At 72.8% G+C, this 12,514-nt stretch carries 7 protein-coding genes; 2 read left to right on the top strand and 5 right to left on the bottom strand.

Going from position 1 to position 12,514, the window contains the following annotated elements:
* Nucleotides 1-86 precede the first annotated feature (86 nt).
* Both ACN27G_RS18320 and ACN27G_RS18315 read left to right on the top strand, forming a co-directional pair.
* Nucleotides 87-2,954 (top strand): MGH1-like glycoside hydrolase domain-containing protein, encoded by a 2,868-nt coding sequence (locus ACN27G_RS18320; RefSeq protein WP_421494015.1) that lies wholly within the window; start codon nucleotides 87-89, stop codon nucleotides 2,952-2,954.
* 219 nt (nucleotides 2,955-3,173) lie between these two features.
* Nucleotides 3,174-5,495, top strand: a complete 2,322-nt coding sequence (locus ACN27G_RS18315) for a proprotein convertase P-domain-containing protein (protein WP_421494014.1) — start codon at nucleotides 3,174-3,176, stop codon at nucleotides 5,493-5,495.
* 90 nt (nucleotides 5,496-5,585) lie between these two features.
* Here the strand turns inward: ACN27G_RS18315 and ACN27G_RS18310 are convergent, their stop codons facing one another.
* The 5 genes from ACN27G_RS18310 to ACN27G_RS18290 form a co-directional block, all read right to left on the bottom strand.
* Nucleotides 5,586-6,389, bottom strand: a complete 804-nt coding sequence (locus ACN27G_RS18310) for an alpha/beta fold hydrolase (RefSeq protein WP_421494013.1) — start codon at nucleotides 6,387-6,389, stop codon at nucleotides 5,586-5,588.
* A gap of 146 nt (nucleotides 6,390-6,535) precedes the next feature.
* Nucleotides 6,536-7,243, bottom strand: coding sequence for a hypothetical protein (locus ACN27G_RS18305; RefSeq protein WP_421494012.1), 708 nt, complete (start codon nucleotides 7,241-7,243; stop codon nucleotides 6,536-6,538).
* 61 nt (nucleotides 7,244-7,304) lie between these two features.
* Nucleotides 7,305-7,955 (bottom strand): hypothetical protein, encoded by a 651-nt coding sequence (locus tag ACN27G_RS18300; RefSeq protein ID WP_421494011.1) that lies wholly within the window; start codon nucleotides 7,953-7,955, stop codon nucleotides 7,305-7,307.
* 271 nt (nucleotides 7,956-8,226) lie between these two features.
* Nucleotides 8,227-9,642: a xylulokinase gene (locus ACN27G_RS18295; RefSeq protein ID WP_421494010.1), complete on the bottom strand. Its 1,416-nt coding sequence runs from the start codon at nucleotides 9,640-9,642 to the stop codon at nucleotides 8,227-8,229.
* A 304-nt stretch (nucleotides 9,643-9,946) separates the two neighbouring features.
* The gene (locus ACN27G_RS18290; protein ID WP_421494009.1) at nucleotides 9,947-12,457 is read right to left on the bottom strand and encodes a DEAD/DEAH box helicase; all 2,511 of its coding nucleotides are present in this window, start codon (nucleotides 12,455-12,457) and stop codon (nucleotides 9,947-9,949) included.
* Between the last annotated feature and the right edge of the window lie 57 nt (nucleotides 12,458-12,514).

Below are 12,514 nucleotides of genomic sequence, written 5' to 3'. Positions count from 1 at the left end.
GCCGTGCCGGTCGGCCCCCCTTCCTTGGCCGGTCGGGCCGGGACCGATCACAATGATCGGAAGGATGACCGCAGGGGATCGGACGGATGACGGGCGGAGGTCGGATGGGCGACGGGCGGGACGCGCAGCGTAGCTGGCGGGAGACGGTGCGTACCTGGTCGACCGGGCGACGGCGCGCTGCGGCGCAGGCGGCCCCGGACGAGCCGGCGCGTGCGGTGCCCGACGACGCGCCGCGCGCGGTGCCCGACGATCCGGCGCAGGGCCGCCCGGACCGTCCACCGGGGGGCGGCGGCGCGGGCGGGAGCGGGGCGGCCGCGCACGGCGGGCCCGATCCCGAGCGGCGCCGGCTGGCCCAGGCCGACGCCGGGGAGGAGTCGTGGCGGGGCTGGGGCCCCTACGTCGCCGAGCGGGCCTGGGGGACGGTGCGGGAGGACTACAGCGAGCACGGCACCGCCTGGGACTACTTCCCGCACGACCACGCCCGCTCCCGGACCTACCGGTGGAACGAGGACGGGATGGCCGGGGTCTGCGACGATCGGCAGACCTTCTGCTTCGGGCTGGCGCTCTGGAACGGCGCCGACCCGATCCTCAAGGAGCGGATGTTCGGCCTCGGTGGCGACGGTGGCAACCACGGCGAGGACGCCAAGGACTACTGGTGGTACCTGGACTCCACCCCGACGCACTCCTGGATGCGCTGGCGCTACCACTACCCGCAGGCCGCCTTCCCCTACGACGAGCTGGTCGCGGTCAACGGCGGCCGGGGCCGGGACGAGGTCGAGTACGAGCTCGTCGACACCGGCATCTTCGACGACGACCGGTACTGGGCTGTCGTCGTGGACTACGCCAAGGCGTCCCCGACCGACATGTGCATCTCGATCACCGTCGCCAACCGGGGCGACGAGGCGGCGCGGCTGCACGTGCTGCCCACGCTCTGGTTCCGCAACACCTGGTCCTGGGGGCTGCCCGGCCGCGACCAGGTGCCGAAGCTGGTCGGCACCCCCGGCCGGCTGGTGGGGGAGCACTGGGTGCTCGGCCAGATCGTGCTGGAGGGCGAGGGCGAGCCGACCGCCCTGGTCTGCGACAACGAGACCAACACCGAGCGGCTCTGGGGGCTGCCGGGGCGCAGCGCGTACCCGAAGGACGGGATCAACGACCACGTGGTCGACGGCGCCGACACGGTCAACCCGGCGGGTGAGGGGACCAAGGGTGCGCTGCACTACGTGCTGGACGTACCGGCCCGGGGCGAGGCGCGGATCAGGCTGCGGCTCACCCTGACCTCGCCGCCGCCGGCGGGCGACCCGGCACCCCGGCTCGACCTCGGGGCGGACTTCGACACCGTGCTGGCGACCCGCTCCGCGGAGGCGGACGAGTTCTTCGCCGAGCTGATCCCGGCCGGCGCCACCCGGCACGAGGCGGAGGTGGCCCGGCAGGCGATCGCCGGGCTGATGTGGGGCAAGCAGTTCTACCACTTCGACGTGGAGCAGTGGCTGACCGGCGACCCGGCCTCCACACCGCCGCCGGACGGCCACCGGTACGGCCGCAACAGTTCCTGGCGGCACATGAACAGCTTCGACGTCATCTCGATGCCGGACCCCTGGGAATATCCCTGGTACGCCGCCTGGGACCTCGCCTTCCACTGCGTGACCATCGCCCGGGTGGATCCCGGGTTCGCCAAGGCGCAGCTGCTGTTGCTGCTCCGGGAGTGGTACCTGCACCCGAACGGGCAGATCCCGGCGTACGAGTGGGCCTTCGGCGACGTGAACCCGCCCGTGCACGCCTGGGCGGCGCTGAAGGTCTTCGAGATCGACGGCGGCCGGGACTTCGACTTCCTGGCCCGGATGATGCACAAGCTGCTGCTCAACTTCACCTGGTGGGTCAACCGGAAGGACACCGGCGGCAACAACGTCTTCGAGGGCGGCTTCCTCGGGCTGGACAACGTCGGCCCCTTCGACCGTTCCGCCGCGCTGCCGGTGGCCGGCGTGCTGGAGCAGTCCGACGGCACCGGCTGGATGGCCATGTACGCGCTCAACCTGCTCGACATGGCGCTGATCCTGGCGGTGCACGACCCGACCTACTCCGACATCGCGACGAAGTTCTTCGAGCACTTCGCCTACATCGCCGCGGCAGCCTACGACCAGGGGCTCTGGGACGACGAGGACTGCTTCTTCTACGACGTGCTCCGGCTGCCGGACGGGACGAGCCGGCCGCTCAAGGTGCGTTCGGTGGTGGGGCTGCTGCCGCTGGCCGCGATCACCCGGCTGACCACGGTCACGCTCAACCGGCTGCCCGAGCTGACCGCGCGGCTGCGCTGGTTCCTCGCCAACAAGCCGGAGTACTCCGGGGTGATCGGCGCCCGCCGGCTCGGCGGGGACGGGCGGCAGCAGCGGCTGCTCTCGATGGTCGGACCGGACCAGTTCGTCCGGCTGCTCGCCCAGATGCTCGACGAGGACGAGTTCCTCTCCCCGTACGGGCTGCGTACGCTCTCCCGGCGGCATCTGGAGCGGCCGTTCACGGTGGAGTTGGGCGGGCAGGAGTTCACCGTCGGCTACGAGCCGGCGGAGTCGGCGTCCGGGCTCTTCGGTGGCAACTCCAACTGGCGCGGCCCGATCTGGATGCCGACCAACTTCATGCTGATCTCGGCGCTCCGGGACCACGCCGCGTTCTTCGGCGACGACCTGCTGGTGGAATATCCGACCCGCTCCGGCAGCAAGCACACGCTCACCGAGATCGCCGACGACCTCTCCGCCCGGCTCATCGCGCTCTTCGTGCCGGACGCCTGGGGCCGCCGCCCGATCTACGGTGTCGCCGAGCTCTTCCAGACCCATCCCGACTGGAAGGACCTGATCGCGTTCCCCGAGTACTTCCACGGCGACAACGGCGCCGGGCTCGGCGCCTGGCACCAGACCGGCTGGACCGCCCTGGTCGTCGACCTCATCCTCACCCTCCGCCGCTGAGGTGTAAGGAAGGGCCCCCGCATATCGTTTTCTGTTGTAGCGGGGGCCCTTCCTTGCACTTCAGGCGGGATATGGACCGGATGCCGACTGTGCCGCTGTCGGTTACCTTGCGCATGCAGCTAGTTACTGCTCGTAGTCTCCCGTGTGCCGGTCCCCGGGTCGACGTCGCGGCACCGTCGCGCGCGGCCCGGGGACCGGCCGGAGGGGAGAAGGATGGGGATGAGGATTCCCGGTACGTCCCGGCACGCCCGGACGCACAGACCACTCGTACTCGTGTCTGCGGCAGCCCTGCTCGCTCTGGCGGTCGTGCTGACCGCCACGCCGGCGCCCGCTGTGTCGGCGGTGCCTGCCGTGTCGGCGGTGCCTGCCGTGTCGGCGGTGCCTGCCGGGTTGGCGGTGCCTGCCGGAGGTGCCATTCGGCACGAGGGCGGGGCCACCGCGGTCGACCGGAGCTACCTGGTGGTCTTCAAGGACGCCTCGGTGGCGGCGGCCTCGGTGGCCGGCCGGGCGGGGCTGCTCGCCGGCCGGGCCGGCGGCACCGTGGCCCGCAGCTACCGGCACGCGCTGCGCGGCTTCGAGTTCACCGGCACCGCCGCGGCGGCCCGGCGGCTCGCGGCCGACCCGTCGGTGGCGTACGTCGAACAGAACCACCGGGTCCGGCTCGTCGACACCCAGACCCCGACCCCCTCCTGGGGCCTGGACCGGATCGACCAGCGCCCGCTGGCACTGGACGACAGCTACACCTACCCGAGCGCCGGCAGCGGAGTCCGGGTCTACGTCATCGACACCGGCATCCGCCTCACCCACCGCACCTTCGGCGGCCGGGCGGTCTCCGGTTTCGACGCGATCGACGGCGGGCCCGCCACCGACTGCCAGGGCCACGGCACGCACGTCGCCGGCACGGTCGGCGGTGCCGAGTACGGCGTCGCCAAGGGCGTGACGCTGGTGGCCGTACGGGTGCTGGACTGCACCGGCAGCGGCACCTACGCCCAGGTGATCGCCGGAGTCGACTGGGTCACCGGCGACCACGACCCGGGCGAGCGGGCGGTGGCGAACATGAGCCTCGGCGGCCCGGCGAACAGCGCCGCCAACACGGCGGTGGCGAACTCGATCGCCGACGGGGTCGGCTACGCCGTCGCGGCCGGCAACTCGAGCACCGACGCCTGCGCCAGTTCACCGGCGAGCGTGCCCGCCGCGATCACCGTGGCGGCCACCGGTGGGCTGGCGGGCGGTGCCGGCCGCAGCGACGCCCGGGCCAGCTTCTCCAACTACGGCGCCTGCGTCGACATCTTCGCACCCGGGGTCGCGATCGTCTCCGCCACGATCGGCGGCGACACGTCGAGCGGTCCGTCGGACGGCACCTCGATGGCCTCCCCGCACGTGGCCGGAGCCGCGGCGCTCGTGCTGGCGCAGAACCCGTCGTACTCGCCGCAGCAGGTCCGCGACCACCTGGTCGGCACCGGCACCACCGGAGTGGTCACCAACCCGGGGCCGGGCTCGCCGAACGTGCTGCTTTACGTGGCTCCGGCGGCGCCGCCGGCGCACGACTTCGCGGTCGCGGTCTCGCCGGCCGCCGGCTCGGTGGTGCCGGGCGGCTCGGTGACGGCGACGGTACGGACCCGGGTCACCGCCGGTACCGCACAGACCGTCGCGCTGACCGCCACCGGCCTGCCGGCCGGCGCCGCCGCCGTGTTCAGCCCGGCCTCCGTGCCGGCGGGCCGGCCGTCGACACTGACGGTCCGGACCACCGCGGCCACCCCGCCGGGCAGCTACCCGGTGACGGTCGTCGGCACCAGCCGGTACGCCACCCGCACCGCCCGGTACACGCTGACCGTGGCGAACCCGCCGGGCTGCGTGGCGACGAACGGCAGCGACCTCGCCATCCCGGACTCCTCGACGGTGGAGAGTGCGGTGACGATCTCCGGTTGCGCCGGCCGGGCGTCGGCGACGAGCCTGGTCCGGGTACGGATCGTGCATCCCTTCCGGGGCGACCTGGTGGTCCGGCTGGTGGCGCCGGACGGCAGCTCGTACCTGCTGCACAACCGGACCGGCGGCGCCGGGGACGACATCGACCGGACGTTCCGGGTGAACCTGTCGGGCGAGGCGGCGAACGGCCGGTGGCGGCTGCGGGTGCAGGACGCGGCGGCCGGGGACGTCGGCCACCTCGATTCCTGGACGTTGAACCTGGCTCCCGGCCACGTCTGCTTCGGCAGCAACGGGACGGACCTGGCCATTCCCGATCTCGGCGCGGTGCAGAGCCCGATCACCCTGGCCGGCTGCTCGGGTGCCGCGTCGGCGACCAGCGAGGTCGAGGTGGTCATCGCGCACACCTACGTCGGCGACCTGGTGCTCCGGCTGATCGCTCCGGACGGTAGCTCCTACCTGCTCCGGGACCGGCTCGGCGGCAGCGGCGACGTGATCGACGAGGTCTACCGGGTGAACCTCTCCCGGGAACTGCGCAACGGCACCTGGCGGCTGCGGGTGCAGGACGCGGCCGGCGCGGACGTCGGCCGGCTCGACATCTGGTCGCTGTTGCTCTGACGGTGCGGCCGGCCGGGGCGCCCCCGGCCGGCCGCCCCTCCCGGTGTTCCGCTCGCACCGGGAGGTGCGTACCGGGCACCCGCCGCCCGCTCAGCGCTCCCGCCCCGCGGTGGCCAGGATCCCCGCCACCTCGGCGGGCTGGACCAGGTGCGGAAAGTGCCCGGTGCCGGGCAGGACCGTGATCGTGATCTCGGGCAGCACCGACTCCAGCCACCGCCGGTACGCCGGGTCCGGCTCCCGCTGGGTGACGTAGCGGTACGAGATCCCCTCGGAGCGGATCTTCGCCAGCTCTCGCGCCCGCTGTTCGCCCAGCTCCTCCAGCGGAACGCGCAGGACCTCGTCCCAGTAGCCGAGCAGCAGGTCCTGCCGGGGCGTGGTGGCGGTCCGGACCAACTCCCGCGCGGCCGGTGGCAACTGGTGGATCTCCATCCGGGCGAGCATGCTCGCCCAGACCTGTCCGTGCTCGCTGCTGCGCAGCACCGGCTCGACCTGTCGGAGCACCTGGGCGAAGTCTCCCACCAGCAGCGGCTGGTCGAGGTTGACGACGGCACGGGCCGGATGGATCCCGGCATAGGCCGTTGCCAGCATGCCGCCGAGCGAATGGCCGACCATCACCGGTGTGTCGAGGCCGGCCTCGACGACGGCCTCGTGCAGAAGCCCGACGACGTCGTGCACGTAGTAGGAGTCCTGCCGGGCCGACTCACCGTGCCCGGGCAGGTCGAGCGCCAACACCTGACGGCCCGGGTCGATGATCGCCAGCTCCCGCAGCAGCGGCTCCCACTGGCGCCGGTCGTAGGTCAGGCCGTGCACCAACACCAGCGGTGGCCGGTCGTCGGCCGTGCCGTAGCTCTCCGCGACCAGGCCGCCGAGGTGCTGTCGTACGGCGTCGTGCATCGTCGTCTCCCGTCGTCGAGTTCCACCCGGAAGGGCGTAACTTCGGGGTGCACAGCCTGTATGCGGGGGCGGTCACAGCCGCCACCGGTTCGGGCCGCCCGGCGCCGGCTGGTAGCGGAAGAGCCGACCGGTGCGCAGGGATGCCCTCAGGTGGCGCCGGCCAGCGGGGCCGCCGACTCCACCCGCCCGACGGTGCCCCAGAGCGCCCGGGTGGCGTTGACCCGGGCACGCTCGGACTCGCCGGACTGCGTGCGCGGCCGGCCACCCAGCCCGGTGGCCCGGCGCAACTCGGCCACCAGGGCGACCCGCTCCGCCTCGGTGGCCGCCGCCCGCTCGACGTCGCCCGCCCGGTCCGCCGCGTCGAGGGCGGCCAACCGCTGCCGGTACGCCGGCCGGGCGGTCTCGTCCAGCATCGGGGCACCCGCCGGCACCCGCAGCCCGGCACCGCCCGCGACGAAATCCAACGCCGGGATCTCCTGGCCAGGTGCGGCGAGGAGAGTACGCAGATACCGTACCCCTCGGACGTCGGGTAGCCGGACCGTTTCGCTCTCCGCGTCGAGCCGCCACTCGCCGCCGTCCCGGCTCAGCCGCCACTCGCCGCCGTCCCGGTCCCCGCCCGGCGGGTCGCCGTCGCGCTCCGGTTGCCGGTTGCCGGCGGGCTCGGGGTGCTGCCGGTTGCCGTCACGCTTCGGGTGCAGCCGGTTGCCGACACGCCCGGATCGCCGGTCATCGGCCGTCCGGACGAGCGTGCCGAGCAGACCGTCCAGGCCGGGTCGTTCGGCGATTTCCCGGCACTGGTTCCGGACCAGCAGACCGGAGTCGGCGGAGAGGCCGGAGGCCCGGAACACCGGCACCTGCCGGCTGTGGGCGAGTGCCGCCGTGGCGTCGGCCGGCGCCGGGTCGGGCGGTCGTGGATCAGGCGGCCGTCGACCAGATGGCGGTGAAGGCGGCCGCCTCGCCGGCCAGCCAGCGCTCCACCTGGTCGGGCCGGGCGGCGGGATCGCGGTGGTGCGGCACGCCCCGACGCACGTCGACCAGCACCGGCTCGGCGCCCGGCAGCACCTGCTCCATCTGCCGGCCCATCAGGTGCAGGGTCGCCAGCAGCGCCTCGGGGCTGGGCGGCTGCTCGTCGAAGTGCAGCCGGACGGCCTCCCGCCGGCCGTCGTCGTAACGCAGACCGAGATGCGGATTGATCTTCACCGGCAGGTCGCCGAGCATCCCGACGGCGTCCCGGGTCTGGGCGAGATCGACCGCCGAGAGGTCACCGAGCGAGTGCAGGTAGCTCACCGTGCCCGGGACCAGCGCCTCGTAGAGCGGGCGCCAGCGGGGCTTGACCAGACCGGCGATCTCCGCCAGGTGGCGGCCGCCGGTCCGGAAGGCGATGTCGGCCTTGAGTGCCTTGACGAGTTGGCCGTGCGGGTTGAAGCCAGAGCGGCTGGCACGCTGCTTGCGGAGGCCGCCGACGAAATTTGCCTTGGCCGGGCCGGTGCGGTCGACGTAGCGGGCGAAGGCGAGCAGCGTGGCGTAGGGCAGTGGGGTGGGAGCGGGCGCGGTGGGCTCTGGCACGGCTGTCCTCCCAGTTCAAGAGCCGTTTTAGTACACACATTCTAATCGATTTCCGCCGCTCCGCCCAGCCCGAAGCGGTCTTTCCGTCCCGCGTGCCGATGGTCAGGACCTACCCCTACGAGTCGCTGGTCGGCACTTGACCATCTGCAACGTTCAACCGGACGCGACATCGGGTGTCGTCCGCCGGGATCCTGTGGAGATCGGCAGCCCGGGTCTGCAGATGGTCCGGTGGAGTCGGAGCTGCCCTGGACGGATCGTGGCGAGGAGGCCGTCAGCCGGCGCGGTCGACGACGTTCGTGCGGGCCATGGCGTACCGTTCACGGATCGCCGGGACGGCGTCGGCCTCGTACGTCTCGACCTGGCCGACCGGCCACGACGGCGGCCGATGCCCGCCCGACAACACCCAGGCCGCCTGCCGGGCGGCGCCGTCGGCGACGTACTCCCCCGGCGAGGGGACGAGCACGGGGCGGCCGAAGACCGTGGGGGCGATCCGGCGTACCGCCGCCGAGCGCGTGCCGCCGCCGACCAGGATGACCCGGTCGGCCGTCGCGCCCTGCGCGACCAACGCGTCCAGTGCGTCGGCGAGGGCGCAGAGCATGCCCTCCACCGCCGCGCGGGCCAGGTGCGCGGGGGTCGAGGCCCGCAGGGTCAGGCCGTGTACGGCTCCGGTGGCATGCGGGCGGTTCGGCGTGCGCTCGCCCTCCAGGTAGGGCACCAGGACCAGTCCGTCGGCACCCGCCGGGGCGGACAGCGCCAGCGCGGACAGTTCCGCGTGGTCCACCCGCAGCATGGTCGCGGCCGCGTCCAGCACCCGGGCGGCGTTGAGCGTGCACACCAGCGGCAGGAAGCGGCCGGTGGTGTCGGCGAACCCGGCCACGATCCCACTCGGATCGGCGGCCGGCACGTCGGCCACGGTGAAGACCGTGCCGGAGGTGCCGATCGACACGATCACGTCGCCCGGCTCGGCGCCGACGCCAAGCGCCGCCCCGGCGCTGTCGCCGGCACCGGGGCCCAGCGGCGCGCCGGTGTGCAGGTGCCCGGCCCGACCGGTCGGCCCGAGCACCTGCGGCAGCAGCACGTCGTCCCGACCGAATGCCAACCGGATCAGGTCCAGACGGTATTCACCGGTTGCCGCCGACCAGTAACCGGTCCCGCTGGCGTCGCTGCGGTCGGTGCGCAGCGCGTCCAGCCCCGGCGCGCCGGCCAGTCGCCAGGTCAACCAGTCGTGCGGCAGACACACCGCAGCGGTACGGGCGGCGTTCTCCGGCTCCGCCGAGGCAAGCCAGCGCAGCTTGGTGACGGTGAAGCTGGCCACCGGTACCAGTCCGACCGCCTCCGCCCAGGCCCGCCGCCCGGCCTCGCCGCCGCCGAGATCCGAGATCAGGTCGGTGGCGGCGCCGGCCGAGCGGGTGTCGTTCCACAGCACGGCGTCCCGGACCACCACACCGTCGGCGTCCAGGCACACCATGCCCTGCTGCTGCCCGGCGATCGAGGCGGCGGCCACGTCGTCCAGCCCACCAGCCTGCGCGACCGCGTCGGAGAGCGCGGCCTCCCACGCCGACGGCGGCACGGCGGTGCCGACGGGATGCGGCGCCCGACCCTCGCGCACCAGCTTCCCGGTCTCGGCGTCGCGGATGACGACCTTGCACGACTGGGTCGACGAGTCGACCCCGGCGACGAGTGGCACCGGTCCTCCCAGGCTGTGGGGTCTACGGGGCAGGCGGCGCGGTTGGACAGGGCGGACCACGTGGTCGACGGCGAGCCAGTTGAGCCGGACGCCTCCGAAGCCCCTCGGTGCCGACCGTGTCGGGGTGGAACCCCGACCGCGGCGGCAATTTGTTCAATGGCTGAATTATTTGACCGTGGCAAGGCATTGTCAAGGCCGTGACGAAGCGGCCGGCGAACCCCGTGACGAACCGCCCGGCAGGCCGGGGCCCGCCGGCGCCGAGGTCCGACAGCACCCACGCGCCGCCGACCGGCGCGGGGTGCGGCTAAGCGGTGGGCGCGAGCTGCCCGACCTCGGTGACCCGGAGTACCGCCGAGCCGGCCGCGTCCGAGGCGGCGAGGTCGACCTCGGCGCTGATCCCCCAGTCGTGGTCGCCGTCCGGGTCGTCGAAGATCTGCCGGACCGTCCAGCGGTCGCGGCCCTGCTCGATCATCAGCAGCGCGGGGCCGCGGGCCGCCGGCCCGGTGCCGATCTCGTCGTACGCCTCGAAGTACGGCTCCAGCGCATCCGCCCAGGCGTCGGCGTCCCAGCCCTCCTCGGCGTCGAGGGTGCCCAGCTCGTCGAAGCGGCGCAGCGCCGCCAGCTCGACCCGGCGGAACAGCGCGTTGCGGACCAGCACCCGGAACGCCCGCACGTTGCCGGTGACCGCCGGCGGCTTCTCGTCGACGACCACCGTCGCCTCCTCGGCGGGGTTGCGCAGCCGCTCCCACTCGTCGATGAGGCTGGAGTCGACCTGCCGGACCAGCTCGCCGAGCCACTCGATGAGGTCGATCAGCTCCTCGGTCTTGGCGTCCTCGGGCACGCTCTGCCGCAGCGCCTTGTACGCGTCCGCGAGGTAGCGCAGCACCAGCCCTTCCGACCGGGAGAGCCCGTAGAAGCCGACGTACTCGACGAAGGTCATCGCCCGCTCGTACACGTCCCGGACCACGGACTTCGGCCGCAGCTCGTAGTCGGCGACCCAGGGGTGCCCGCGCCGGTACATCTCGTAGGCGGCGTCCAGCAACTCGGCGAGCGGCTTCGGGTGGGTCACCTCGTCGAGCAGTTCGAGGCGGGCCTCGTACTCGATCCCGTCGGCCTTCATCGCGGCGACCGCCTCGCCGCGCGCCTTGAACTGCTGCGCCGAGAGGATCTGGCGCGGATTGTCCAGGGTGGACTCGATCACCGAGAGCACGTCGAGGGCATACGTCGGCGACGCGGTGTCCAGCAGCTCGATCGCGGCCAGCGCGAACGGCGACAGCGGCTGGTTGAGCGCGAAGTCGAGCTGGAGGTCGACGGTGAGCCGTACCCGTCGGCCGGTCTCGTCCGGCTCGGCGAGCTGCTCGACGACGCCACCGGCGAGCAGCGCGCGGTAGATCGCGATTGCCCGGCGGATGTGCCGGCGCTGCGCGGCCGGCTCCTCGTGGTTGTCGGTCAGCAGGTGCCGCATCGCGGCGAACGCGTCGCCGGGCCGGCTGATCACGTTGAGCAGCATCGCGTGGCTGACCTGGAAGCTCGAGGTCAGCGGCTCCGGCTCGGCCTCGACCAGCCGCTCGAAGGTGGGCCGCCCCCAGCCGATCGAACCCTCCGGCGGCTTCTTCCGGACCACCTTGCGGCGCTTCTTCGGGTCGTCGCCCGCCTTCGCCAGGGCCTTCTCGTTCTCGATCACGTGCTCGGGCGCCTGCACCACCACCGTGCCGATGGTGTCGAAGCCGGCCCGGCCGGCCCGGCCGGCGATCTGGTGGAACTCCCGCGCCTTGAGCAGCCGGGTCTTCACCCCGTCGTACTTCGACAGGCCGGTGAAGAGCACGGTGCGGATCGGCACGTTGATCCCGACCCCGAGGGTGTCGGTGCCACAGATGACCTTGAGGAGTCCGGCCTGCGCGAGGGTCTCCACCAGTCGCCGGTACTTCGGCAGCATTCCCGCGTGGTGCACCCCGATGCCGTGCCGCACCAGCCGGGAGAGCGTACGCCCGAAGCCGGCGGTGAACCGGAAGTTGCCGATCGCCTCGGCGATCATGTCCTTCTCGGCCCGGGTGGCGACGTTGACGCTCATCAGCGCCTGGGCGCGTTCCAGCGCGGCGGCCTGGGTGAAGTGCACCACGTAGATCGGCGCCTGCCGGGTGGAGAGCAGCTCCTCCAGGGTCTCGTGCAGCGGGGTCATCGCGTACGAGAACATCAGCGGCACCGGCCGCTCGGCGTTGCGGACCAGCCCGGTCGACCGCCCGGTACGCCGGGTCAGGTCCGCCTGGAACCGGGTGACGTCGCCCAGCGTGGCGGACATCAGCACGAACTGCGCCTGTGGCAGCTCGATCAGCGGCACCTGCCAGGCCCAGCCCCGGTCCGGCTCGGCGTAGAAGTGGAACTCGTCCATGATCACCATGCCGACGTCGGCCCGCTCGCCCTCGCGCAGCGCGATGTTGGCCAGGATCTCCGCCGTGCAGCAGATGATCGGCGCGTCCTCGTTGACGCTCGCGTCGCCGGTCAGCATCCCGACGTTCTCGGCGCCGAAGATCTCACAGAGCGCGAAGAACTTCTCCGACACGAGGGCCTTGATCGGCGCGGTGTAGAAGCTGACCCGGTTCTCGGCGAGCGCGGCGAAGTGGGCACCGGTGGCGACCAGGCTCTTGCCGGAGCCGGTCGGCGTGCTCAGGATCAGGTTGGCCCCGGAGACGATCTCGATCAGCGCCTCCTCCTGGTGCGGATAGAGGCTGAGACCACGCTCCTGCGCCCAACCGGCGAACGCGTCGAAGAGGGTGTCCGGATCGGCGCTGCCCGGCAGCTGGTCGGTGAGCGTCATAGCCGCTCCATCGTGCCCCGCCCAGCCCCGACAACGCCAATCGGCTTCGCTTAGCGG

The sequence above is a fragment of the Plantactinospora sp. WMMB334 genome (genome assembly GCF_049179095.1).
Lineage (GTDB): Bacteria > Actinomycetota > Actinomycetes > Mycobacteriales > Micromonosporaceae > Plantactinospora.
Note: the sequence above shows the minus strand (reverse complement) of the source record. Positions and strands in the feature narration are given on the sequence as shown.